We start from the raw sequence: 25,726 nt of genomic DNA, 5'->3' as shown, positions 1-25,726 counted from the left end.
CCGCCGGCCCGCACCCTCCCCTCGGTCAGCGGCGCCGTTCCCCCACCCGGTACGTGACCAGGTTCGGGTCGGCGTTGAGCTGCTTCTCGGTGAACTTGATCGTGTCCCAGCCCTTGCCGGAGTAGAGCCGGGTCTGGTCGGCGTACCAGGGTGAGTTCGGGTTGGCCGACTGCGAGTAGGTGAGGATCTGCCGGCCCGACGGACCGTCCCGGCCCAGCTCGACGGCCATCAGGAACGAGGTGCCGTGCAGCACCTTCCGGTAGCCGACGCCGGGCTCCACCACGTTGATGGTCATGTTGAACACGCCGGCCTCGGGCCAGCCTCCGTGGATCGGGATCCGCTCGGCGCCGCGCGGCTCGGTCTGGATGTCGCCGAGGCGGGCGTCAAGCGGGATGCCACCGAGCAGCTGGACGGCGTCGGCCAGGGCGGTCCGCACCGCCGGGTCGTCGACGGCGAGCCTGCTCGGCGTGGTCAGCGGCCGGTCGGGGTCGAACGGGTCGGCGAAGCGCAGGCCCCCGGCCCGGGCGAACTCGGTGAACACGTGCGAGCCCCGGCTGTCCAGGTTCACCCGCAGGTCCCAGCCGCGCAGCGCGGCGCAGGCGCCGGTCAGGTCGACCGGGGTGCCGTCGGAGGCGGTGGCGACCGGGTGGGCGGTGCAGACCCGCACCAGATCGTCGCGGACCAGCTCGCCGCCGTACGCGCGGTTGCCAAGGGTGACCGCCCACAGGTTGGCCGGGGTGAAGCGGGTGCCGGGCAGCCCGTCGGTGCCGGCGATCCGCTGCCGCACCTGATGCAGCCCGAGCCGAGTACGCAGGCTGCGCTCGGTGCGCTCGGCGCCGATGATCCGCGGGAAACCCTCCAGCGGCTGGGCGGGGTTGGCCAGCCAGTAGCTGTCGTTGGAGTTGGTCACGTAGTCGGCGCGGACCATCGTCGGCAGGCGCGCCGGGCCGAGGATGCCGGGCACCGCAGCGTCCGGGTCGCGGCCCAGCTCGCACGATGAGCGGGAGCCGTCGAGGACGGCCTGGCCGCTGCTCGCGTACAGGGATCGGAAGGGGGCGGGGATGCAGGCGGCGGCGAGGTCGTCGGTGACCCGGGGCACCACCGAGTGGTCGGCGTAGAGGGCCCGGCCGTCGCGGTCGGCGGCGATGACGTTGACCCAGGGCAGGAACTGCCGCCGGTCCAGCGCCGCGCGCAGCTCAGCCACCGAGCCGGCGCGTCCCATGGCGAGCCAGCCGTCGAAGGCACGGTTGTTCGCGGCGTTGGGGTCGCTGATCGCGTACGCGGTGTCGGCGGTCCAGTCGAACCTGCCGGGCACCACGACGACCGGGCCGAAGTGGCTGTCGTAGAAGGTACGGCTGACCGGCCCGCCGGGGGTCTGGACGGTGACGGTGCGGGCGGTCATCTTGCGGGGCTGGCCGTCGTAGAGGTAGCTGGTCGGGTCGCCGGGCACCAGGGTGAGCCGGTGCCAGGCGAAGCGGCGGGCGGTGGAGACGGTGTGGCTCCAGGCGACCCGCCCGTTGTGCCCGATCTCGATGAACGGGTCGCCGATCAGGGCGGCGCCCTCGACGTCGTACCGTCCCGGGACCTTGAGGTGCATGCGGTAGAACCGGTCCGGGCCGTCCCACGGGAAGTGCGGGTTGGCCAGCACCATGCCCGCCCCGCTGGCGGTGGCGTCGCGGCCGAGGCCGTAGGCGTTGCTGCCCACCCCGGCCGGCGCCCCGTCGGCAGTGGCGACCAGGGCCGCGGACTTCAATGCGGGCCGGGTGCCGGTGAGCTCGCCGGGGCGGGCCGGGGCGCTGCCGGCGGGCGGGGCGGCGGCCACGATGCCGTCGGCGAGGGCGGCGGAGCTGGCCCGGACCATGTTCGTCCAGTACAGCCGCCACAGGTCCAGCTCGGTGATCGGCTGAACCCACGGCTTGCCGGCGCAGGCCGGGTCGGTCAGGTTGGCCACCCCGATACGGCGCAGGTAGGCGTTGTAGCCGGCGGCGACGCCGCGAAGCTGGTCGCGTACCTCCAGGGAGGGCGACTGCACGCCGTCGCGGGGACCGGTGAGCAGCCGCTCGACGGTCCGGTCGTCGATGACCTTCTGGTGGAACAGATCGCTGGTGACGTTGTCGGTGCCGTCGCTGGTGGCGCCGAACCAGCGGGCGCGCTGCGCCCGGACAGTCACCACCTGCTCGGCGATGATGCAGATGTTGTCCTCGGCCTGCACGTACCCGACGCCGTAGCCGAGGCTGCCGAAGTCGCGGGCGGTGATGTGCGGTACGCCGTACGAGGCGCGCCGGATCAGGGCCGAGTAGCCGCCGCCGGCGGCGACGGCCGGCACGGCGGTGGCGGTGAGGCCGGCGGCGACCAGGCCGGCGGCGGTGGCTGCGGCGGCGAGCCGCCGCACTCTCATCGGGCGGCTCGCCGTGGGTGCGGTGGAATCATCGGACGTCCTCCCCGTGGTGTCGACTGTCCATTCCCGACCGACGCTAGCCAGGTGTATCGGTCTGGTCATCCGGGGATGACTCCCGGTTCGGTCCGGGTTTTCCCGGAGGGGGCCGAGGCGCCCGGCCGGTGTGAGCAGCCCGGTTGACCGGAATGCTCACACGGTCTAACCCGTGCCGGCGGGTACGGTGGGGCCGAAATCCGGGCTGGCACCTGCGGCCAAGCGGCGAGTCAGCTGTGAGGTCACGGACCTTGATACGTCCGCTGCTCCGCCTGCCACGCCCGTAGGGCACCCTTGATCCGCTGGTTCTCCGCTCGCATCTCGTCCCGCTCGCGCGTACGCCGTTGCAACTCAAAGGCAAGGCGGTGCAGCAGGGCATTGACTTCGTCGACCTGGTAGCCGCGCCGCCATCGTCCGGTCAACGGCAACACCAGCGCGGCGATCCGATCCGGGGTGAGCGGGCCCCGCGGGGCGTGCCGGCTGCGGTAGACGGTCATCGCCACGGGATCCGCTCGGGCAGGTAAATCCGTCCGACGGGCACCCCGGCGGCGAGCAGCCGCAACCGAGAGCCCGCCAGCATCGCCGGCGGACCGCACACGTAGACCTGCTGCTCACCGCGCAAATGGTCGAGGGCGACTGTCAGCGCATCGCCCCGCTCCCCCGGCTCAGCGAGGGAGTCGTGGGAGAACGCCGGTGCGACGGTCAGCCAGTCGTGCGCCTGCTGGAGCTTGTCGAGGGCGATCGCGTCGTACAGGCTCGCCACGTCACGGCTGCCCGCGATCAGCGTCACGCGCCGGCCGTCCGGGGCGGCGGCGACCTGCTCGACGATCGCGCGCAGCGGCGCGAGCCCGGTGCCGCCGGCGATCAGCAGCAGGTCCCCGTCGTGCAGGCTCAGCCCGGTGTCCGCCGGCGGGCCGAGGTAAAGCAGCTCTCCGGGGCGTACCAGATGGACCAGGCTGGTGGAGACGGCGCCGCCGCGGACCGAGCGGACGTGCAGCTCGACGGTGCCGTCCGGGCGCGGCGCGTTCGCCGGGCACAGCCAGCGCCACCGGCCGGGCCGGCGCGGCGTGCACACCGGCACCGCCTGGCCCGGCCGATAGGACAGCCGCCGCCACGGCCGCACCGTGATGACGGCGACCCCGTCGCATGCAAGGTCGTGGTCGAGCACCTCGACCGGCCACCAGGCCGGACCGTCCCCTGCTCGTGTGGCTGCCGACTTGACTTCTTGCCACGGCATGGTGATCCGTAACGCGTCGTCGATGACCGTCTGATGCTCTGGTCGCAGCCCGAAGCGGCGGTAGGCGCGGCCCAGGACGCTCAGCAGCGCCAGCTTCTCGGGGCGCTCCGGACCGTCGGCGAGCCGGCGCAGGGCGGCCTCGACGAGCGGGGCGTCCCGCTCGGGCAGCCGGCCCGGGCAGCGGTCCTCGACCTCCTCCCAGAACGAGCGCCGCCGCAGGTAGCTCTCGGCCCGGCGGTGCTCGGCCTCCGACCAGCCCAGGTAGGGCAGGTCGGTGCCGGAGGCCAACGCTTTCGCCACCTGCTCCTTCAGCCGGTCCCGATCCACCCCGATCAGGTACGGGGACAGCTCCGCGTCCGCCGCGACCAGACTGAGCCAGCGGGCGACCACCTCAGGTGCCTCCGGTTCCGTCACGCCTGCTCCCCGAGTTGCTCCTCGGTGAGGCCGGCGGCGCGGATCGTGGCGTGGGCCCAGCGGGCCAGGCGGCACGGGTACGGGACGCGTTCGCTGCGGCACAGCTGGCCCTGCGGCCACGGTTCGGGGACGTGGACGCGGGCCGCGTGGGCTGCGAGGGCCAGGTCCTCGTCGGTGACCGGGGTGAGCACGGGAAAGTCGGCGAGTACGGCGGACATCGGTGGACGCCTCCGGCGGTGGGGTGCGTGGAGTGGCGCCGGGGCGGGCGGGGACGGCCGCTGCCGTACGGGGGAACGACGCAGCCGGAGCCCAGCACCCGCCCCGGGCCATTCGCCCACTGTCGAGGCAGGTCAGGAGTGCTGGCATGCCGCGATGATCGTGCAAGCGATGCGCGACGTGCATACGCTCGCGCATTCCATCGGCTACGGCTGGCCTTTCCGGCCGTCGATGGACGGTCGGACCGCAGCGGACGGTGGTCCTGCACCGGCGGGCAGCGTCGAGGAGCGGGGAGGTCGTTCCATTGGTGGCGGCGAGGCATTGGTGGGGCCCTTCGGGGTAGCGGTTCCGAACAGCGAATGCCATGGACCACCGCCTCGGCTGCCACCCGGTCGGCCTGTCGTGGCAGCCGACGTGGCACTGATGGCACCTGATCTCGCAGTCGGGAGCGATGCGGACGTCAGCTGCGCGAACAGCTCGTCGAATACCCGTTCGAAGGTGTGCACTCTGCTCCTTCCATCGGGTGTCTTCTGTGCGCTCAGGCTGTGCGACGGCGTCTCCGTCGGGCATAAGCGCGAATATCGTCGATATACGTGGCGCGCATACCGCAGCCCCCGGAAGCGGTTTGAATGGTTAGGCTCGACGGAGCGCGAACGACACAGCCCCCGCGAATGGCGAGGTTGCCGGTGACACAAGCGAACTGCCCCCGCTGCGGCGGGCGCCTGGCGCGCGACAACGACACCGGACGCTGCGCGCCGTGCCATGCCGCCGAACGCGACAGGCTCAGTACGCCTCCCGTTCTGCCGGAGTCGTTCTGGCAGCACGAGCCGGTGCGGGCGGCGCTGACGCAGAGGCATCTCGGACGGGTGATCCGGGCGTACCGGTTCCACCCGTACCACGGGCGGAACCCACTGCCGCAGACCGTGGTGGCGGGGTGGCTGGGGATCACGCAAGCACAGCTCAGCCGGATCGAGAACGGGCCGCCGGTGGTGCACCTGGACCGGCTGGCGCACTGGGCAACGCTGCTGGCGATTCCAGCGTCTCGGCTTTGGTTTGCGCTTCCAGATGCCTGTCCCGCTCCCTTCCCACAGTTCACTCCGACCGATCTGGATCAACCGATGGCAGCTGACGAAGGCCGGCGAGCGTTGTTGGCCGGAATAGCGGCCGTAGCCGCCAGCGCAGGTCTGCTGGGCAGCGTGGCAGCCTATCGTCCTCGCCGGCTCGGCTCGGTGGACATCGTGCGGCTGAACGCCGTTCTTGAGCTTTACCGTTCGATGGACTACGAGTGCGGTGGTGGCCTGCTCTACCGGGAGGTCGGCCGGTTCGCCCAGTCGGTGTACGGCCTGCTCGACTGGTCCCATCCGGACACGCTGACGCGCCCGCTCGTCGCCGCAGTCGCGGCAGCCCGCCAACTGGCGGGCTGGACGGCCCTCGACGCCGGACTGCACGACCACGCGCACCGGCACTTCCTCGCGGCCGAGCGTACCGCGCTCGGCGCCGACGACGTGCTGTTGACGGCACGGGTGCGCTACTGCCAGGCTCGGCAGCTGCAACATCAGCGCCAGAACCGCGACGCGCTCGCAATCCTGCAGCTCGCTCGGCTGCAGCTTGGCTCAGCAGCCACTCCCGCTGTCTCGGCGATGCTTTATGGCGCCGCAGCGGCGTCGCTCGCCGCTCTGGGACAGCGTCAGGAGGCCCTGACCGCGCTGGGCAAATCGAGCGACGCGTTCGATCGGATAGTCCCGGATCGCGAACCTGGGTGGATGCGCTTCTACGATCGAGGCGAGCTACTGGCCCAGTACGGCCGCGTCTACCGGGACCTCGCACGTGCCGACAGCCGCTACGCGCCGGATGCCGTGCACTGGGTGCACGAAGCTGTCGCCGCTTTCGGCCCTCACAACGTACGCAGTCTCCTGCTGAATGAGGTCGGCCTGTGTAGCGCTTTGTTCCTCGCCGACGATCCGCAGCAGGCGGTCGCCGTCGGCCGTCGTGTCATTGCGCGGGTCGGCAGCGTGACCTCCCGGCGCACCGTCGATCGCGTGCGCAACCTGCGCCGTGATCTGGTTAAGCACCGGTCGGATCACGCGGTTGCCGCCTTTGCGCGAGGGCTGGCGGCGATCGCGCCGATGTCGACATGAACGCGACAGGTCGCTTTACGGAGAAGATCATGACGGCGGTCATGCAACAGGTCGCCGAGCACTTGGGGGTGCGTCCTGAAGGCGCACAACTGCTCCGCTTCACCAACAACGCGGTGTTCGCGCTCCCCTCGTCCGGCATCGTCATCCGCGTCGCTCGGTCCCGTCGACTTACCGACCGGGTGCACAAGGTGGTTGAACTCGGCCGCTGGTTCGAGCAGGTCGACGCGCCGACCATCCGTCTCGTGCCGGACGTGGCCCAGCCGGTGCAGGCCGGTGATTTCTTGGCTTCCGTCTGGCAGTACATCCCGCCGGCTCCACCGGACCCGACGGTGAAAGAACTCGGACCAGTCCTGCGCGAGTTCCACCGCCTTAACCCGATGCCGCTTCCTCTGCCACCGTGGGACCCGATTGGCGACGCGCGATTGCGCATCGTCGACGCAGAGGGGTTGGGCGATGACGACCGCCAATTCCTGCTCGATTGGTGCGAGCGACTGGATGAGCCCGTCGCTGCCCTCCAGCAGCGGGCGGACACGCGACTCATCCATGGCGATGCCCACTTGGGTAACCTGCTTCGGGACCAGGCCGGGCGAGTGGTGCTGTGCGACTTCGATGCCACCTGCCGCGGCCCTTGGCAGGTGGACCTGGTCGCCGTAGCGGTCGGCGAGGTGCGATTCGGTCGGCGCGGAGCACATGCTGCCCTGGCTGCGGCGTACGGGTACGACGTCACGACCGATCCGGACTGGCCACTGCTACGTGAGGCGCGGGAGCTGAAGATGGTCGTTGCGGCTGTTCCGCTGCTGCAGAGCTCTGCCGGCGTGGGAACCGAGTTCGCGGGCCGTCTGCGATCGGTCAAAGATGGCCACTTCGACGCCCGTTGGACGCCAATCGCTGAGGTTGACCAGCAACGTGGTCTTCATTCCTCACCGAGACCCACTGTTTAGGAAACCGATGCTCTATCCCCCAGGGCGATTGCATAGTCGGCCGGTAGGCCGCTGACCAGGAGTTTCGAGACGAATTCGGCCTTTGTGGAGGCGTAAGGAGCGGGTGAGGCCGCATCGGTGATCATGGAGTTGCGACGCTTCACGACTCCGAGGAAGACCCCACCCGCCGATGGCATCATCTCTCATCCCTGCACTGGCCGTAGCAGCACCCGCCTCCATCGCCGAGGCCGTGCCAGTCACCGACGGTGAACACGGCGGGCTGCTGCACGCACTCGCCGCTGTTCCTGATCCACGCGACCCACGAGGCGTTCGTTACCCGCTGACCGCGCTGCTGGCGGTGGCGGTCTGCGCCGTCATGGCCGGGGCGTCGTCGTTCGCCGCGATCACCGATTGGCTGCACGACCTGGACGAACGCGCCCAGGAACGGCTCGGGTTCACCGCAGGAGTGCCGGCCGGCAGCACTGTCTGGCGGCTCCTGACGCGCCTGGACGACACGCTGCTCGGCACCGTCCTGGCCGGCTGGCTGCGCACCCGCACGCCCGTCGACGTGAGCAGACTGAGGCGGTACCGCACGGTGATCGCCATCGACGGCAAGACACTGCGCGGCGCCCGCACCGACGACGGCCGCCAGGTGCATCTGCTCTCCGCGCTGGACACCGGGACCGGCGTTGTCCTCGCCCAGGTCACCGTGGACGCCAAGAGCAACGAGATCCCGGCGTTCGCGCCGCTGCTCGACGCCGTCGAACAGGTGCTCGGCACCCTCGCCGGGGTGTTGTTCATCGCCGACGCCCTGCACACCCAGACCGGGCACGCCAACGAGGTCACCGCCCGCCGAGCGCACCTGCTCGTACAGGTGAAAGCCAACCAGCCGACCCTGTTCAAGCAGCTCAAACGGCTGCCCTGGGCACAGATCCCGGTCGGTGACCGCACCCGCGACCGCGGCCACGGCCGCCGCGAAACCCGCACCGTCAAAGCCGTCACCGTCGCCACGCCCGGCGGCATCGCCTTCCCGCACGCCCAGCAAGCCGTGCGGATCACCCGCACCCGCATCGTCGCTGGCAAGACCAGCCGCGAGACCGCCTACCTGACCGTGTCACTGCCCGCCGGCCAGGCCCCGCCCCGCGACCTGCAGACCTGGATCCGCCGGCACTGGCACATCGAGAACCGCCTCCATCACGTACGCGACGTGACGTTCCGTGAAGACCTTCACCAAGCACGGACAGGCACCGGACCCGCCGTCATCGCAACCCTGCGTAACACCGCGATCGGCTGGCACCGCATCACCGGCGCGACCAACATCGCCCGCGCTACCCGCCAAGCCAACCGCCGCTCACACGACCTGATCACCGCCGTGACCAGCAGTTACCCGAGAACGCAATGACCCTGCTCTATCCCCTGAGCTACGAGGGCGCGAGGGCACAGTCTAGCGACCTGGGGGTTCACCTGGGGTGGCAGGGAGTGGCCCACGTTCACCCACGTTCACCGGACCGCCGTTCTCCCAGCCCAGGAGCACACCCGGAGCACACGAACCCCGGGTTGCGACCGGCAGCCGCCCGGGGTGCCCCACGTTGGCACCGGCTCACCCCGGGTGGCACCGGCTGGAGAGCACACGCCGCGCACATCGTCGAAGATCAACACTGCTCCGTCCACATCCCACCTTCGGCGTCACCGGCGGAGGACCACGGACGCCGGATCCCTCTGGCCCCACCGTCATACTGATTACCACCGTCCCTGCCGAGCGACCGCTCATGCCAATGAGAGTGCGCCCGGTCGCGCGATGGTGGTTTGCCAACGCGATGCATCCAGCTTGCCTGACGTCAGCACCCTTGCGTACGTACGAGATAATACCGGGGTCGTTGGCTTGCCGCTTCGAGGGAGTTGCTAGCTAGATGGAATCGATTACGGGTCAGCATTGGCTCTACGAATGGATCGACGAGTACGAGGTCACCTCGCCCGACATGGTGCGCACGGTCCTGAAATCGAGTGGAGCCGCAGACAAGTTGGTGCACTTGGCCGGTCTCCAGTCGGCAATGCCGATGTCGGTTATGGACGATATCCCGAGCAACGGAGCGGTTGTAGCGGGTCTCGGCCTCGACTTGATGAGCGACAACACCTGTCAGGACTTCGACTGCAGGGCCGAGGTCGCGGATTACGAGTTCTCGCAAGTGCTTCACTACTTTGACGCCGTCGTGATGGAGGGGCCATCGCGCCCTCGGTATACGCACCTTGATGAGATTACCACGAAGCGAGGAATCGAGAGAGCCGTCTATGATCTAGTGAATGATGTATCTCTGATGCTACACCTTCGGAATACCGGCTTGGCGAATTACATCATCTTCAAGCAGCGCGTTGATTGCTTCTGCGAAGATCACGCACTCCACTATGCCCGCATGCTCGGCGTTGACGATCTAGTCGATGACGATGAACTTCTGGGGCTTGCAAAGGAAATGAGTAAGGCTGGGCGGGTCGGCCTTGAGGAGCGGGAGTCGGGAGTCTGGTACGGATGGCTTAACGATCCGGACTTCGTGGGCAACATCAAGGTGCCGTTCATTCGTAAGGCCAAGCCGAAGAAATTCGAAGTAGCCCTCAAGATTTTACGCGACCGGCTAGTCGAAACTATTTTCGATGCCGCGTCAGCCCGAAGAGCGGGTATACCGCTCGCTTCCCTGGGGGCGCCGGGGCTGTTTCTACGTCCGCGTGGGGTCCCAGGCTTGACGGTTGAGGACGTGGCACTCCGCGTGCGGATTCCGGTATTGGTTGGACTAAAAACTCAGGATCTGATCAGACTTCGCGAGTCAGAATATGAACACTTTCAGCGGTTCCAGGAGCTAACCGCCGAGGCGATCGACGAGACCATCAATAATGCCGCTGTAGATTCACCCGAACGGGCGGCCGAAGTCGTATGGCAGAGAAAAATCCGACCGCAACTCGTCGAACTCGAAAATAGGATGGCCGCTAGCCGGCGTGCGATGACCCGGAAAGTCATGCTAGGCACCTCATTCGGCGCTGCGACTGCCGCAATTGGATCTACGGTCAGCGCGGTGGCCGTGAGTGGCGGAATGCCACTAGTTGCCGCTATCGGGGCGGCCGCAGGAACTCTGGGAGCGGCTCCGACAGTATTGCCCTTCCTTGTAAAGCGAGTTGAAGAGCAGCAGCAGTTCGAAACCGATCGAACCTACTTTCTGTGGAAGGCCATCAAAGCTTCGCACTAAATCTTGATAAACGAACGCCCGCTCAAATGTGCAACCTCGTGGGACTCATGTGGCAGCATCCCGCAACAGCACCAACGTTGCAAGATGCGGTTACCGATGCATTCCCAAGCCTCCGGTCGGGCGAAACTGGGAGTTAGCCTGTTGCGGCGGACGGCTTTAATCGAATTCATACTGGGCGCCTATCCGACGGCGAGGCGGCGCCGCACGCCCGATGGGGGATGCTCCGATTGCTACACGCTCATGCTGAACCGAAGCGCGAATCGCGAACGAACTGCTCAAGGTTGCTCCCCGGACGAAGGAATACAAACTCGTGTGCTGCCCGGACCTGATATGCATTCAGTTCGTCGACCATCGTCTCGGGTACCCTGCCAACTCCGGAAGGGCCGAAGGCTACCAGTGACCTAGGGGTGAGGGGCATGAGGATTTTGGTCGCGTCGCCGAGGGCGATACCGCGCTCTGATCCAAGGTGGCCGCGCGCGTCGAGCGAGACCACTGGAGCATCCCCAATAAGGAACTCGCCCGAGGCGGGGTGCACCAGTTGAACCGGCCGGCCAGACATCCACTTCTGGCATTGGCGGAACATACGCTCCACGCTTGCCCGGAACAGTAGCCCGCTGTGGAAATATGAGTCCCACTCCCACTCCCGAGCCAGCACCATTTCGAAGTAGAACTCGTGATCTTCCTCAGTGCTGGGCTGGCGGCCGAGGCGGCGCAAGAAACTCGCCTCGTAATCTGGGTGGGTCCGTACTAGCTGCTTTATCCTTTGCCGCTGTTGCCGGTACGACCGTTCATGAACCCTATGGAAGCTTCGATTGCGGATGTAGTGCAGCGCCACGACGTCCCGCAGCGCCTCGGTCGCAGTGGGATCATCCAGGATGGCGTCCTCGTCGCACATACGAAATAGACGCGGCACCCGCTGTTCGGTCGGGCCCCATATCTGCTCGGCTGACCGGGAAGCCTGCGGAATGAAATTGCGAATCTTCCCCATTCCGGCTGGGCCACGTTTGATTACCTTCGCCTCGCGGTCGGTGACGCTGACAGCGCTCAGCACCCGCTTCTCATCCGTCCACTGCTTTAGGACGACGCGGGCGACGAGTGCTGCTCGACGACGTTGCCGTCGGCATACTCACGAAGTGCAGCGAGGTGGCGAACACTAACCGGCGCATCGCCGGCAGATGGCAGGTCCACCCCATCATAGTGCCATCAGCGTCAAGACATATGCGGAACTGTTCGGGCCGAACTAGTGCCCCGTCATGCAGCCTTGAACGGGTAATCCGGGTGGCGGATCTTGGAGTTGATCGCGAATCCGGATTTGGGGCGTGCTCGCTGGTTGCGCCATCGGACGTAGTCGCCGATGGCGGCGTCCTGCTCGGCGTGGCTGCGATGGTCGGTGCCGTTGAGAGCGAAGTATCGGACCGCGGCGAACTCGGCTTCGATCCAGTTCAGCCAGGACGCGTAGGTCGGCAGGAAGACCAGGTCGACCTGGTTGGCGGCGCACCAGGCGCGGACCTCGGGGTGCTTGTGCGGTGAGAAGTTATCGCAGATCAGATACAGCTTCTGGTCGGGCCAGCGGCGGCGCAGGGTCTTGAGGAAGCTCAGGATCTCCCGCCAGCGTTTGCGGTCACGGATGCGGTAATGCAGCCGCCCGGTGGCCAGGTCCAGTGCGGCGATCATGTGCCGGACGCCCTGGTCGCGGGTGTAGGTGGCCCGCAGCCGCACCGGCCGGCCCTGAGGTCGCCAGGCGCGACCAGGGCGGGGTTGCAGGTTCAGCGGCCCGAACTCGTCCACGCACATCACCCGGCCGTCTGCTGGCGGGTGATCGTAGAGGTCCAGGATCCGGCGCATCTTCGAAGTGAAGTCGGGGTCTGTGCTGGCCTTCCACGTCTTCGTGGCCTGCCAGGAGACCCCGCGTTCATGCAGGATCCGTCGGATGCTCTCGACGCTGATCGCCGCGACATAACCGGACTCGATGAGGTAGTCGCGCAGCTTGACAAGCGACCAGCAGGAGAAGGGTTTGCCGAGGAACCGGGGTCGCACCGGGCGATGACGCAGATCCAGTCGCGGGTCTGCTCATCGATCCGTCTCGGTGCGCCCCCGCTCCATTTTGGGTCCAGCGCGTCGAACCCCCGCTCGTTGAACGCGTGGATGACGTCCCGCACGTAGTCCTCGCTGGTCTTGAGCAGGTGGGCGATGTCCGGCGCCGGCTGCCCCTGGGCCGACATCAGCACCACGATCGCCCGACGCAGCTTCACCGGATCCCTCGCCGTCCGAGTGATCCGCTGCAACCGCTGACCCTCAGCCATCGACACCTGCCGGACAAACACCTCCGGCCGTCTGCCCACCGGCCACCACCTCCCACAGCCTCATCTGTCAGGAGACAGCCTGCCCGACGGGATCTCAGAACCGACGGATTACACGATCAACGTTCCAAGACGGGGCACTAGCTAGTTCCCTGTCATCGTCAGTCCGAGGAAGTCAGGCAACGCCTCCGGCGTGATACCGACGTCACGCGCGGCCATCAGGACGAGCCGATAGACAGCGCCGAGCCGCCCCGGGTCGCACAGGAGCTGAGCCACGACCTCGACCTCGCGCTTAGCGCCGTCTCGTCGGCTCCCGTCGAGGTTGGCCATCTTCGCCCCGGACCGCCACCGTTTCCAACGCAGGCCCGTCAGCTGCGGCAGCAACGCCGGACTGATCTCCATCCGGCACCTCGCCCGAACTACGGACGAACGCGACTGACAAATGTGTGCCAGAGCCAAGGTTTGGGGCGGCGTTGACATCTTGATCTAGACTTCGAGTTCCACGATCCGTGGGCAGAGGACGCCCCACACGGTCCCCGCGCTTCTCGAGCGAGTCACCGCCGGCAGCGTCCACAACTCGTTGACTCGGGAGATAAGCGACCGATGACCGCTCGGCTCAGCAGCCTCAACCTCACGCCGTCGCCACGAATATTGGAGATGATCGCCGAGGTCGACCTGCAGCTTCATCAATGCCTCGGGGAGTTGATCGACAACTCGTTGGACGAGCTCATCGAAGCCTCGGCGCGAGACCGATCGCTGGAGCCTCGGATTGACATCACGCTGCCGACCTCCGGCGCGGCCGGAAAGTCGTCGGTCATTACGGTGGGCGACAACGGTCGGGGCATGTCGCCCGAGCGGCTGCAGCGGGCGCTTAGCGCCGGCACTTCAGGCAAGCAGCGCTTTGGCAGTCTCGGCCTGTTCGGCATGGGATTCAACATCGCCACGGCGCGTCTCGGAGCCGTCACCGAGGTCAGGACCGGGTGTCGGGGTGACGATCAGTGGGTGATCGCGACGATTGATCTCAGGGCGATGCAGCGCGAGTCCACCTATCAGGTCCCGTTGCGTTACGAGGACAAGTCGCGTGAAGAGCACGGCACGCTGGTCACCGTCACCAAACTTCGCGAAGACATGGTGACTCGGCTGAAGTCCACCCGCGCGGTCAAGGAGACGATGAGCCTCTTGGGGCGCGTGTACACGTACATGCTGCGGGACCCACAGGCTGGCCACTCGGGTGCCGAGCTTATGGGTGGGGCCAATCAGCGAATGTACGTCAACGGTCGCCCGGTCGCGCCCCACCTTCCATGCGTCTGGGACCCAAGCCGTTCCGTGCCCTATAAGGGCTCGGACGTCCATGCCGGCGACAGAATCAACATTCCGCTCACCAACGCGTACGCCTGCATGAACTGCGGCCGCTGGTACAGCGTGGCTCACGAGGAGTGCGTCGACTGCGAGAGTACCGACATCGAGGAGCGGGAACGGCGGATCTGGGGCTGGCTCGGCATCCAGCGGTACGCCGACAAGTCCGACTTCGGGCTGACGTTCCTGCGCCACGGCCGGGCGATCACGTACCAGGACAAGTCCTTGTTCAGTTGGGAGACCCCGGACGGTGACTTCGAGTTGGAGTATCCGGTGGAGCTTGGGATGGGACGGATCGTCGGCGAGATCCATCTCGACCACGCGCCGGTGAACGTGCGGAAGAACAACTTCGATACCTCATCACACGAATGGCGTTTCATGGTCGAGAAGATCCGCGGGCCGGAGCCTCTCCGGCCGCAGATCGCCATGCGCCTGGTCGGCCGCGAGAACGCGTCTCCGTTGAGCCGCTTCTTCAACGCCTACCGCGAGAACAAGCCGGGAGTTCGCTACCTCGTCCCGGGTAACGGCACCAAGTCGATCCATGAGACCGCCAAGGGCTGGGCGAGCAAGTTCCGCGCCAACGATCCTGAGTACCTCACCGATGAGAAGTGGTACGAGGCCATCGAGACGCACGAAAGGATCAAAAACGGTCCGCCGCCCGGTCCGCCGCCACCGTCGGGGGCGGCCGATGACGACTGGCTTGACGACGAAGGCCTCGGTCACCTCGGCGGGGAAAGGGACGAGCCGGCCGATGAGCCGGAACCGATCACACCGGAGACCGAGGAGGAGCGGTTCGCGCGGTGGCGATCCGCCGCGACGCTCTTGCCGGACACGGACCGGGAGGTGCGCATCGGCAACGCGCAGCCCGTCCTGCGTGTTTACGTCACGTCTGGAGTCGAACTGAGCATGGACGGCCAGAGACAGCCGTCCGCCATTCGGATCGTCGCCGGCGAGATCGAGATCTACGTCGACGCCGAGGCGGCACTCATCCGCCAGTACGGATGGTCACCGTTGAACCTCGCCCTGGTCTGCTGCGCGCCACGACTCAAAAACGTCTACTCCGTCGAGGGATCCTTCGACAATCTGGTGACCTCGATCCTCGAGCAATTCCCCGACCGCCGGGTTGACGCCGCCGCTGTACGGGCTCGCGGCGACGCCCTGCTCGAGAACATGCGCGAGCGCCTCGCCCATCTCGCGCCGAAGAGTCCACACGCTTACTGGAGCGCCCTGTCCGCCGAAGCCAGGCGAGCCGCCGAGGCGATCGCGGTGAGCATCACGCCCGACGTCGACTGGAGCGGCGCGGTCGAAAATGGGGAGTTCGCGCGCTATCTCAGCGCGGAAGGCGTCTACGACCTAGTGACCAACAGTCCCGCCCTGGTGCTCGACGCCAACTTGTTCCGGACCACCTACGCCTCCCTCAGCGAGGACACCCAGGCGGACCAGATCTCCCGGATCGCAGCACTGCTGGCCGACCTGCGAAGGATGGTCGCGGGAGCGCCCATACGTAAGACGCTGGAGCTGTCTCGGCTGCTGCTGACCGCCGATCTCCTCGACGAAGAGATCGTCACGATATGACGAACTCGTTTCTCGACCCGGCGTTCCTGGTCGACGAGGGGCCGAAGGGCTTCACGCGGCAGCTCGAGCGACTGCTTGGTCTCATCGCGTTCACTGAGGTCGTCAACGTCGACGGCCCAGGTGACAAGGGCGCCGACATCATCGCTCGCCTGAAGGGGCAGGACTGGGTCTTCCAGGCCAAGTGGAAGAAGTCGGGGTCAGTCGACTACGACGCCGTGGACGAGGCCCACGCGGCGATGCGCCACTACGGCATCCACCGCGCGGTGGTCGTGACGAACAGGGCTTTTACCCGAAAAGCCCATGAGCGCGTTCAGGCGTTGCGTGACGTCGGAATCAACATCAGCCTATGGGATGGACGCCGACTCGCGACCGTCTATGACCGCGCCCCCGACAACGTCAAACCGTTCGACCTGCATCTGTACCAGGACCGCGCGGTGGAGGCCACGTGGGAGGCCCTCACCGACGCCGGCCAGGCTCTGGTGTATTTGGCCACCGGCCTCGGCAAGACCGTCGTCGCCGGTCGAGTACTGAGACGCTTCCTGCTGGCCAACCCGGGCGCGCGCGTGCTGGTCACCGCACATATGATCGATCTTGTGGAGCAGCTGGAACGCGCCATGTGGCGTGACATCCCCAAGCAGGTCCCCACGCGGCTCCTCCACGGTGACTCGAAGCCGCACGCCTTGCCCGGCGTGACCTTCGGTGTCGCTCCGACGGCCCGCGGCTACGTCGAGTCCGGCTATTCGCCCGGCCTCGTCATCGTGGACGAGGCCCACCACGTCGGCGAAACCGGCAACTATGCCTCGCTGCTCGAACGTTTGCCCGAGGCCAAGCGGCTCGGGGTGACCGCAACGCCGTGGCGTGGCGACAAGTACGACATCGAGCGGACGTTCGGAAATCCGGTCGTTCGGGTGTCCATCTCGCAGGGCATGAACCTCGGCTACCTGGCCGAGGTTAAGTACAGCGTCTTTGCCGACAATATCGACTGGGACTTCGTACGCGAGGCATCCGAGCACGGCTACACCATCAAAGACCTGAACAAGCGTCTGTTCATCCCCGAGCGGGACGACGCCGTCAAAGGGCACATCGAGAAAATCTGGGACCAGACGCCGAACCCCCGAGCCATCATCTTCTGCCAGACGATCGAGCACGCGGAGCGGATGCGCGACTTGATCGCGTTGCGTCCCGGTTGGGAGCGGGCGGCGACGCTGCACGCGAACCTGAAGACCAGAGAACGACGCAAGCGGCTGTTGGGCTTCCGCTCCGGCGAGGTACCGATTCTGGTAGCCGTGGACATCCTCAACGAGGGCGTCGACGTCCCCGACGTCAACATCCTGTGCTTCACCCGGGTCACCCACAGCCGACGGATCTTCGTGCAGCAACTCGGGCGAGGCCTACGCCTATCGAAGGGCAAGAGCCACGTGGAAGTTCTCGACTTCGTCAGCGACATCAGGCGCCTCGCCGAGGTCTACGACATGCGCGAGCAGGTGTCCGAGGCCGAGATCGAACAGTTATCGGTCGGGCGCAATCAGTTCGTCTTCGAGGATCTGCGCGTGCGGGACCTGCTGGAACAGTGGATGGCCGACGTTGGGGATCTGGGTGGCGCCGACGACAGCGTACGCCTCGAGTTCCCACCCATTGGGGGAATCTGATGGCGGCGCTTCCACCCCAGGTACGGACCGAGGTCCTCATGGAGATCGTCGGCCAGATGGACGCCGCACGCTGGGAGGAACTATCCGCACCGGCCGCCACCGATATGTACAACCGCTTCGTGAAGGACCCGAAGATCGGCGGCAGACTGGCGCCGTTCATGACGGCGCATCAAATCAGGGTCTGGATCAAGGACGGGCCGGCGAAGGAGTATCGACGCGCGCTCGAGGGCATCGGGACGATCGCGACCTTCACGAAACGCGCCTACCCCGGCCCAGCGTCCGTCGTCCGTCTCGCGCTCGGAGACCAGTGGTCGCCCAGGCCGGACACGATCGAGATAAAGCCCATGAGGTGCTTCGCCGACGGCCCCACCGGCGCGTCCATGTTCATCATCTGGGGGCCGCTCGCCGCCCTTCAAAGCCTGATCTGGAACTCCTGCCTGGTTCGCGCCCGCGATCCACTGCAGCCGATCACCGTGGTCATCACCAAACCCAGCAGCGCGCCCCTGCCGCCCGCCGACTGGGAGTTGGTGAAAGCGCTCAGCGCCATCGTTGACGCCAACTGCCATCAGATTACGTACGCGGTGAGCCGGAAGCCTCGAGACTAGGCTGCGGGCCGTACCTATTGCTCCACCCCGCGTCGACGCATCACCGCTGTCGACATCGATCACAGGTCGAGTGCTACCAGGTCGAGGCGTTCGAGGGGGCTGGTTTGCGGGCGTGGTTGGTCCGAATTCTGCCAGTCGTTGCCGGAACGGTGCAGTGTCGCGGTCGCGTTCGGCGACGTCGCGCAGGTCGGTGAGAAGTTGGACGGCGGTGTAGTAGTCGCGGGGTTTCTTTGTGGCGATGAGGTCGTTGACCTGCTGCGACACGCTGGGTTAACCGACGGCGAGGGCGTCGAGTCGTCTTGGCGTGTCGCGGTCACCGACCAGCTGCCGGCCACGGGCTTCGACGTCGGCGAGGTGGAGCGGCGGAACCGGAACCTCACCCGACTGGGCGACGCCGTCGAACTGGTCAAGACTCACAACGTGGTGCTCGACATAACCGCCCCCGCCGACGCCAGCAGCCCGCTCGCGACGGCCGCTGACATCGCCGGTACCGGGGGCAGGGCCCACGGTCATCTCCGCCTGAGCACGAGGGCGACATCATCAGGGCTGACCGTTTCCTCCTGCGCCGCGCAGAGCAACACCCACCGGCCCTGGCCAGCGAACCAGGTCCACGCAGGAGTACGGGAGGCCGGGTGGGGCGTCGTAGCGGTGTGACGTGAGATATACGTCCAGGCGTTGTCGACCAGCCGTACGTACGCGATGCCGTGGGCCTTGGCGAAGCCAAGGGCAACACTCTGGAATCCACTGGCGGCCACCACGACGCCCTTTGGGGCGCCGGTGGACTGAAGCTTGGCGAGAAGCACCTGAAATCGGACCGTTCGTGCGACGAGTGTTCACCACCAGTGGCGCCTGACCTTGATCTCGCGTACGGGTATCTCGGAGGGGTGTAGGGGACGTTCGACGATGGGGCGCATCGTGTGGGGAGTGATGCGCTCGCGTTCGTGTTCCTCGGCGAACCGGGCGGCCTGTTCGTGTTCGCCGAGGTTGTCCAGGGCCTTGAGGAGGTCGGTTACCAGGATGTCGAGGCGGTGGGTTTCGGCTTCGGCGGCGAGGAACCGTTCGTGGTGGGTGACTGCCCGGTGGCCGCACCACTGGCGTAGTAGTTCGTGGCGGGGCCGGTCGTGGCGGCGGTACCAGTCGTACTCCCATTCCGGTGTCGTCGATCGGCTGTCGCGGCCGACGCGGTAGTCGTCGCCGAACTTGCATTTGTGGCGGGACTGGGCTTCCTGCTCGATGACGAGGTCGAGGACCTGGGTCGGATGGGCACGGCACGCGGCTTCGACCAGTTGGAGGGTGCCGGCCGGTGACAGGGTGGTCCGGCCGTCGTGGTCGAACCATTGAGCCGAGGCGAGGATGTCGTCGATCGGGCCGTCGATGATCTCGCTCAGCCGGGCCCTGTCGTGGATGTCGGTGGCGCCTGACACCGGGGACCAGAGCAGTTCGGCTACGGCGTCGCTGATCAAGAGGCCGAAGATCTCCTCGACGCTGGCTTCCTCTGTGTGATCGAGGCTGAGATCGTTGATGCGTTGCCAGTTGGCCATCAGCGCGTCGAAGGTTCCGACCTCGCTCCACGGCACCCGCAGCCGCGACCCGGGGACCTTCTCCACCCGTTCGTCGGGGTCGTCGAGGAATCTGATCTCGAGGCGGGCGCTGTTCTTCTTCGGCTCGACTGCCAGGATGCGGACGCGTTCGGACGGTGCGTGGTCCGCCTGCCGGTACGCCCATTCGTCGCCGACGGTGAAGCGGGAGGGGTCGATTCTCATCCAGCCGTCCTTCGGGTGAGCGTCGCTTGTTGCGTGGTACCGGGTCGTGCTGGCGGTTCGCGCCGCGATGGCGGCAGGTCCTGGCGCAGGCTCGTGCGCATCCGCCCGGAGTGTGGTGGCGGTTGAGGTGGACGCCCTTCAGGCGCCGCGGTCGAGCAGCCCGTGGTGCCACGATTCGGCCTGTCGGCGGATGCCGGCGTGGGCCTGCCGGTCGTGATCAGGGCGGTGCTCCTTGCGTGGTCCGTGGGGGCTCCAGTCACCGAGGAACGGGCGCAGGTCGTCGGGTCCGGGTTCGGGGTTGTAGTTGATGTCAGCCAGCACGCGGGGATTGCGGATGGGGTCGATCCGGTCGGCGGCGGTCCTGCCCCACGCGACCCAGCTGGCGAGGTACCCGCCGGCGCCGGTGCGCCCCTCGGCCGCTTGTTCGAGGGCGGTGCAGAACGCGCGGATGTCAGCTGCGGTGGTCCACGCCTGGTAGGCCTTGCGGAAGGTTTCCGCGCGGATGTTGTCGGCGGCCCGGACGCGGGCGTCGGCCATCGCGGCGTGCCATTGCGCGAGGGTGGCCTCCTCCTGCCGTCTGCGCTCGGCCGCGGCTTCCTCCTGCCGCCGCCGGTGCTCGGCCGCGGCCTTCCCCCGCGCGGCTTCGGCTGCCCGCCGCTGCTGTTCGTCGGCGGCGACGCCAGCCTCGAACCCTTGGATGATCTGCGCGACGCGCTGTTCCAGACGTACGCGTGGAGTGTCGGTCCAGGTGTCCCGGTTGTCGTGTCCGGCCCGGGCGATCTCCAAGCGGAGCCTGCCGGAGTCGACGACGTCGAACTCCGCGGGTTTCACCCACGGCCGCAGGCGCAGCACCCTCAGCTCCTCGGCGGTAGGTTCGTGCGGGACCTGGTCGCGTTCCTCGGTCAGGGTGACCGTGCGTCGAACCTGCCCGGCCTGGAGGAACACCCGCTGGTGTTTCGCCTTGGTGTTGACCCCGAGCCGGTGCCCACGCCGGGCCGCCTCACCGGCGAGCTGCCGAATCAGCAGCAACGCCCGGGGCAGTAGCTCCGAGCTGACGGCGAGGCTGGTCGGATCGGCTTCGAGGGCGCTGAACGCCAGATGCGGGTCGGTGGTGACACGTCGGGTGTTGAGCCGGATCCGGTTCCAGTCGGTCTCGTCCGGACCGGCGCCGACGTACAGGCGGATAACGATGTCCCCGGCGTCGCGGCCAGTGTGACGCAGATGGTGACCTGATGGCACAAGTCCCTGCTGCTTGAACGCGTGAATGATTCGGCGGTACCGGGCCCGCGTTCCACTGTCGGGACTCTCGATACGGACCATGCCGCCCTCGTGCTGTAGGCGGTCGAGCAGTTCGCGAGCCGATCGCAGCAGGTCCGCCGACGCAGCGTCGCCGGCGATGCCGCCAGGTGCCGGCGTCTCGGACCGCGGGAGCGAAGCCCGGTGGTCGGGATGATCGGGATGGTGGCCATGCTCAAGGTAGAAGCGACCGGCATCGGTCGAGCACGCCCTCCACACCCCTGCCTTGCGTGTCACCGTCACCAGGCCCCGGTCCTGCAGCGCACGCGCCGACCGGCGGTACACAACGTCGTCCGGGCCGCTGAGGTCATCACCGCCGTGGATCCGGCGAAGCAGGTCGAGCTGCCGCTCATTGAGCGAATCCCATCGCTGCACCACCCGACAGTAAGGGGCACGGCGTACTCGATCGAGCTGGACACGGCCGTATGTGGCAGCCCGGTCCGAAGAACGGACCGAACTCTCGAGGTCCGCCCGCAAACTGACAGTGAGGATGTAGGGGCGGCGCCGTTGAGGCGGTGTATCTTTCACATCCTCGACGGCCGCATCGCTCTGCCAGAACTACTTCGCACTAAACGCCGTCACCTCGACGACATTGGCAGTTGCTGGTGTCCGGCAAGAGGGCTCGCCTAGCAAGCGGTCTCGGCACTTGTTAGTGGCCAGTTGAAATTCCCCACTGGCGGCCACTTAGCCTCGATCCACCGATGAAGGCGCGGTTGGCGGGGCCCTGGAGATAGAAGGTGCCCTCTGACCTGGAAGGATAGGAGTTCTGACGCTTCTATTCCGCCGGTTCGAGAGGGCACCTCGCAGGTGAGATTACGCCATGACGCGCCGGTGACGGCGGTGACGTTCGATGATCCGAATCTGGTGTCCTGCGCCGGTGTGGTGCCGGTGATGCGCCTGGCCCAGGGCGTCGGTCTGCAGGACGCGGTCGCTGACCGGGTCCGGTTGCCGGGTGACAAGGGCGCGAATGCGGCGGGCAAGGTCGCCACGATCGTGGCGGGCATGCTGGCTGGGGCGGACAGCATCGACGACCTCGACGTGGCTCGGCACGGCGGCATGCGTTCGCTGTTCAGCAGCGTGTATGCGCCGTCGACGTTGGGCTCGTTCCTGCGCACCTTCACGCACGGGCATGTGCGGCAGTTGCAGGCCGCCGCCCGCGACACGCTGATCGGGCTGGCCGCCCGGGCCCCCATCCTCACCGGCGCGGACGTGCTGTGCTTTCTGGACATCGATTCGATGCTGCGGCGGGTCTACGGCAAGCAGAAGCAGGGAATCGGGTTCGGCCACGCCAAAGTCGGCGGCTACAACGTCTGGCTACGCGGCTACAACCCTCTCGTGGCCACGCTGTCTACTCCGCTGTGCGCGCCAGTGATCGCCGCGACCCGGCTGCGCTCGGGCAACGCCGGCTCGGCCCGCGGAGCCGCGAGTATGATCGCCGAAGCGATCGGCACCGCCCGCGTCTGCGGCGCCTCGGGCGAGCTCGTGGTGCGGGCCGACTCGGCGTTCTACGCCAAGACCGTGATCACCACCTGCCGGCGCCACCGGGTGCGGTTCTCGGTCACCTGCCGCATCGACGCCAAGATCCGCGCCGCGTGCGACAGCATCCCCGAGGATCAGTGGATCGACATCAAGTACCCGCAGGCCGTCTGGGACGAAGACCAGCAGCGGTGGATCTCCGACGCGCAGATCGCCGAAACCACCTACACCGCCTTCGAAGGCTCCCGGCACGCGGTGACCGCCCGGCTGATCGTGCGCCGCATCCACCGCGATGACCTCGCCCAACACCCCGACCAGGAAGAACTCCTGCCGGCCTACCGGTATCACGCGATGTTCACCAACAGCCCCTACACCCTGGTGCAGGCCGAGGCTCAGCACCGCGGCCACGCGATCATCGAGCAGGTCAACGCGGACCTGATCGCCGGACCCCTCGCCCACCTGCCCTCAGGCCGGTTCTCGGCCAACAATGCCTGGCTGGCCTGCGCCACGATCGCCCACAACCTCACCCGCGCCGCCGGGCATCTCACCGGCGGCGCCTACGCCACCGCCCGACCCGCCACAATCCGCACCCGCATCATCACCGTCGCTGCCCGCCTCGCCCACCGGGCCCGCACCATCCGCCTGCACCTACCCGAGCACTGGCCCTGGCAGACAGCGTTCGACAACCTGTTCACCGCCGTCCACACCACACCCGGCTGAACACCCCATACCAGCTGCAACCACGCGGCCCACCCACAGGCCACAACCCACCCCGCCCCGAACAACCCCACCCTGAGCAAGCCGATCACGTAATCGGCAACTCCCGCACGCCCCACGGTCCAGCCACACCAGAGAAAGATCAACTGGTGCCGACGCCAACCACGTCGGTGGATCGAGGCTTAGCGGGGAGCTATCTGGCCATGGGCGGCTACGCAGCGTTGATCTCGCTGTGGGTTGCGGGCTCCGTCCGCCGGCCGATTCGGCGAGGCTGTACCGCGTCCGCTGTCGCGCTGAAAGCTGTCCCGGCCGCGGTGCGGGCGGAACCTGCTGCACGGCCGCTCCCGGCTGCCGGCGGCGCGGTACGAGTCCGGGCGGGCGTGTCGCCGACAGGCCCCTTGATCAGGCTGGGGCCCACTTCGGTACCAAGCCGACCCGCACCACAGCCGCGCAGCGGCGAGGAGCGGAAGCGGCGCGGTAGGAACTGGTCTCGGCTCCGGCGTACTTGCGGTGTCGACTTCGTCTGCGACCAGAGGCTCAAGCAGTTGGTTGCGCCGGAAACCGCGACTCTCCGTAGCGTCAGCCCTGGCCGTCCACGGGGAAATCCTGCTGGCCGCCGACAGGCACTCGGTCAGAGGCGCCTGCCGCCCCGAACGAGAGGCGAGCGGAGGGCGGTCCAGCGCGCCTCGGTTCTTTCAGCCCCACCTCATAGAATTCACGTCGGCAGAAGGCCCTGGACGAACGTCGGGAAGCTCGGCCAGAAAAAGTTCCAAGATTTTTTGCCGGTACCCCGCTCTGACGGCCTGGAGGAGTAGGAGAACCACTCCAGACACGAAGGAGCACCATGAACGACAACGACGCGGCCGCCGCCGAGAACCCCGACTCGCCCACCCCGCCGGCCCGCACGGGGACTCCTCTGGCCCGCGCGTTCCAGCGAGCGGCGGCCGCGAACCAGAACCGGGCAGGTGTCCCGCTCGCGGCCATGTTCCCCCCGGCCAACGCGATGACCTCGGCCATGCCCCGCATCGTGGTGTCGCCGCCCAAGGTCATAGTGGTCCGTCGCCGGCAGCAGGCGATGTCCCGCAGCGCCGTCTCCCGGGCGCATCAGCGGCTGATCGACCGCCGGCTCACCCGCAGCGCCCGCGAGGCCGCCGGCCGAACCCGTCGCACGCCGAGCCGCGACTCGCGCCTTCGCGGAGCCATGCGCGCCGGTTGGGCCGGAACGGCCGAAGGCAGGCAGTCCTTTCTGGACGGGATAGCCCCCTCGCTGAAGGTGCTGGACCAGGTCACGAACATGGTCAGCCCGCTCGCCTGGGTCGAGGAGTTGCAGAAGACGCTCCAGAGTCTGGTCCGCCCGCTCGCTCTGTTCGAGACGATGCAGGAGACGCTCCAGAGCCTTGTCCGAGCCCCGATGTTCGAGGCGCTGCGTCGTATCCAGGAGCAGATCGCTGCGGCCGCCTGGCCGGTGTTCAGCGTCCCCCAGCGCTTGCGGGACGCGGTGACCAGCAGCACAAGTTGGTTGATCGGCGCGTTCCGGCACACGCGGGAATGGGCCTCGGGCTTCATGACCTACCAGGCGAAGCTGCGGCAGCAGATCAGCTCGATGGTCGACGCCCGAAGCTGGAGGCTGCCCGACCTCACCAAGTTCATCCGGCCGATCGCGGAGGGCATCGTAACGATCGTCCGCGACATCAGGTTGCCTGACTGGTCGACGGCGACCGAGACGCTCTTCGCGCTGGCGGCCCGCGCGGTCTTCTGGGCGGCCGTCCGGGTTCGCAAGGCGATCCTCCATGAGGAGAACAGCGAGGAGATCGTCCGGGAGTTCATGCTCGAGGTCCTGGATCTTTTCCCGAAGGGCCAGCCGCACATCGAGGCCGCGAAGGAGGCCCTGCTCGAGGACGCCTGGTTGAAGGCGGAGCCTGAGAACGCGAGGAAGATGCTGCTCAAGCGGATCAGGGAGCTCCACCGCAACCATCGACTGATCGGCGACACCGAGCTCAGGTACCGCCGCGTCGTGTCCCTGCACACGCCTTTGGGGCAGGCGGGCAGCGACAGCGACGTGGTCCTTACCCTGGCCGAGGCGCTGGCCGACCCGCGCTCCGTCGAGGATCTCGTGCTCAGCTTGCCCGAGTTCCGCGACCCGCGCATCGACCGCGTCCTCGACAAGCTCAAGCCCGGAGAGCGGGAGGTCGCTGACCTTTACGCAGGTCACGACGGCATGACCTGGGAGCTGGCCGCCGCGGCGGCCGGGCAGCCGCCGGCCTTCGGCGAGCGTGTCCGCAGGAAGTTGGACCGGTTGGGCAAAGACTTCACCAGCCGGCAGGCCGGCGAACTCCACGTCCCCACCAGAACGAGGCCGAGGGCCAGGCCAGCGTTCGGCTGAGCTCGAACCGCCTGCGG

The 25,726-nt window shown here is 67.4% G+C and carries 18 protein-coding genes and 2 pseudogenes; 10 read left to right on the top strand and 10 right to left on the bottom strand.

All coding sequences use genetic code 11. From position 1 onward, the window contains the following. Positions 1 to 25 precede the first annotated feature (25 nt). The 4 genes from ACWEVO_RS05725 to ACWEVO_RS05710 form a co-directional block, all read right to left on the bottom strand. Positions 26 to 2,398, bottom strand: a complete 2,373-nt coding sequence (locus ACWEVO_RS05725; protein ID WP_452306406.1) for an acylase — start codon at positions 2,396 to 2,398, stop codon at positions 26 to 28. Between the two features lie 275 nt (positions 2,399 to 2,673). Continuing rightward, a complete protein-coding gene (locus ACWEVO_RS05720) occupies positions 2,674 to 2,928 on the bottom strand; it encodes a DivIVA domain-containing protein (protein ID WP_452306405.1) in 255 nt (84 codons plus the stop codon). Then, positions 2,925 to 4,082, bottom strand: coding sequence for an FAD-binding oxidoreductase (locus ACWEVO_RS05715; RefSeq protein WP_452306404.1), 1,158 nt, complete (start codon positions 4,080 to 4,082; stop codon positions 2,925 to 2,927). The genes ACWEVO_RS05720 and ACWEVO_RS05715 overlap by 4 nt, the downstream gene beginning before the upstream one ends. Continuing rightward, positions 4,079 to 4,300 carry a hypothetical protein gene (locus ACWEVO_RS05710; RefSeq protein ID WP_452306403.1) on the bottom strand — a complete coding sequence of 74 codons (222 nt, stop codon included), beginning with the start codon at positions 4,298 to 4,300 and terminating at the stop codon, positions 4,079 to 4,081. The genes ACWEVO_RS05715 and ACWEVO_RS05710 overlap by 4 nt, the downstream gene beginning before the upstream one ends. 684 nt (positions 4,301 to 4,984) lie before the next feature. Here ACWEVO_RS05710 and ACWEVO_RS05705 point away from each other — a divergent pair. From ACWEVO_RS05705 to ACWEVO_RS05690, 4 genes are all read left to right on the top strand, one after another. Continuing rightward, complete coding sequence (locus ACWEVO_RS05705) at positions 4,985 to 6,436, top strand: XRE family transcriptional regulator (protein WP_452306402.1); 1,452 nt, start codon at positions 4,985 to 4,987, stop codon at positions 6,434 to 6,436. After that, positions 6,433 to 7,377 carry a phosphotransferase gene (locus ACWEVO_RS05700; RefSeq protein WP_452306401.1) on the top strand — a complete coding sequence of 315 codons (945 nt, stop codon included), beginning with the start codon at positions 6,433 to 6,435 and terminating at the stop codon, positions 7,375 to 7,377. Before ACWEVO_RS05705 ends, ACWEVO_RS05700 begins: the two co-directional genes overlap by 4 nt. 229 nt (positions 7,378 to 7,606) lie before the next feature. Continuing rightward, positions 7,607 to 8,758 carry an ISAs1 family transposase gene (locus ACWEVO_RS05695; protein WP_452306400.1) on the top strand — a complete coding sequence of 384 codons (1,152 nt, stop codon included), beginning with the start codon at positions 7,607 to 7,609 and terminating at the stop codon, positions 8,756 to 8,758. Positions 8,759 to 9,266: 508 nt separating this feature from the next. After that, positions 9,267 to 10,589 (top strand): hypothetical protein, encoded by a 1,323-nt coding sequence (locus tag ACWEVO_RS05690; RefSeq protein WP_452306399.1) that lies wholly within the window; start codon positions 9,267 to 9,269, stop codon positions 10,587 to 10,589. Between the two features lie 238 nt (positions 10,590 to 10,827). Here ACWEVO_RS05690 and ACWEVO_RS05685 read toward each other — a convergent pair. From ACWEVO_RS05685 to ACWEVO_RS05670, 4 genes and pseudogenes are all read right to left on the bottom strand, one after another. Beyond that, positions 10,828 to 11,670: pseudogene (locus ACWEVO_RS05685) on the bottom strand (DUF4238 domain-containing protein); the annotation flags it as partial. A 170-nt stretch (positions 11,671 to 11,840) separates the two neighbouring features. Beyond that, entirely contained in the window at positions 11,841 to 12,626 is a 786-nt protein-coding gene (locus ACWEVO_RS05680) for an IS630 family transposase (RefSeq protein ID WP_452306398.1), read from the bottom strand. An 83-nt stretch (positions 12,627 to 12,709) separates the two neighbouring features. Continuing rightward, a pseudogene (locus tag ACWEVO_RS05675) lies at positions 12,710 to 12,811 on the bottom strand (helix-turn-helix domain-containing protein); the annotation flags it as partial. Between the two features lie 222 nt (positions 12,812 to 13,033). Further along, a complete protein-coding gene (locus ACWEVO_RS05670) occupies positions 13,034 to 13,291 on the bottom strand; it encodes a hypothetical protein (protein WP_452306397.1) in 258 nt (85 codons plus the stop codon). A gap of 201 nt (positions 13,292 to 13,492) precedes the next feature. Here ACWEVO_RS05670 and ACWEVO_RS05665 point away from each other — a divergent pair, with 201 nt between their 5' ends. From ACWEVO_RS05665 to ACWEVO_RS05650, 4 genes are all read left to right on the top strand, one after another. Next, a complete protein-coding gene (locus tag ACWEVO_RS05665) occupies positions 13,493 to 15,820 on the top strand; it encodes an ATP-binding protein (RefSeq protein ID WP_452306396.1) in 2,328 nt (775 codons plus the stop codon). Beyond that, positions 15,817 to 17,469 carry a helicase-related protein gene (locus ACWEVO_RS05660; RefSeq protein WP_452306395.1) on the top strand — a complete coding sequence of 551 codons (1,653 nt, stop codon included), beginning with the start codon at positions 15,817 to 15,819 and terminating at the stop codon, positions 17,467 to 17,469. The genes ACWEVO_RS05665 and ACWEVO_RS05660 overlap by 4 nt, the downstream gene beginning before the upstream one ends. Before the next feature lie 38 nt (positions 17,470 to 17,507). Beyond that, positions 17,508 to 18,074, top strand: coding sequence for a hypothetical protein (locus ACWEVO_RS05655; RefSeq protein ID WP_452306394.1), 567 nt, complete (start codon positions 17,508 to 17,510; stop codon positions 18,072 to 18,074). Positions 18,075 to 18,212: 138 nt separating this feature from the next. Next, positions 18,213 to 18,728: a hypothetical protein gene (locus ACWEVO_RS05650; RefSeq protein ID WP_452306393.1), complete on the top strand. Its 516-nt coding sequence runs from the start codon at positions 18,213 to 18,215 to the stop codon at positions 18,726 to 18,728. 179 nt (positions 18,729 to 18,907) lie between these two features. Here ACWEVO_RS05650 and ACWEVO_RS05645 read toward each other — a convergent pair whose 3' ends face one another. Continuing rightward, on the bottom strand, positions 18,908 to 19,837 hold the full coding sequence (locus ACWEVO_RS05645) for a hypothetical protein (RefSeq protein ID WP_452306392.1): 930 nt from the start codon (positions 19,835 to 19,837) through the stop codon (positions 18,908 to 18,910). Positions 19,838 to 19,975: 138 nt separating this feature from the next. Beyond that, positions 19,976 to 21,610: a hypothetical protein gene (locus ACWEVO_RS05640; protein ID WP_452306391.1), complete on the bottom strand. Its 1,635-nt coding sequence runs from the start codon at positions 21,608 to 21,610 to the stop codon at positions 19,976 to 19,978. A gap of 330 nt (positions 21,611 to 21,940) precedes the next feature. Here ACWEVO_RS05640 and ACWEVO_RS05635 point away from each other — a divergent pair, with 330 nt between their 5' ends. Then, entirely contained in the window at positions 21,941 to 23,329 is a 1,389-nt protein-coding gene (locus ACWEVO_RS05635; RefSeq protein ID WP_452306390.1) for an IS1380 family transposase, read from the top strand. Positions 23,330 to 24,170: 841 nt separating this feature from the next. Then, complete coding sequence (locus ACWEVO_RS05630; protein ID WP_452306389.1) at positions 24,171 to 25,709, top strand: hypothetical protein; 1,539 nt, start codon at positions 24,171 to 24,173, stop codon at positions 25,707 to 25,709. Positions 25,710 to 25,726: the final 17 nt, after the last annotated feature.

This window comes from Micromonospora sp. NPDC003776, assembly GCF_053605645.1.
Note: the sequence above shows the minus strand (reverse complement) of the source record. Positions and strands in the feature narration are given on the sequence as shown.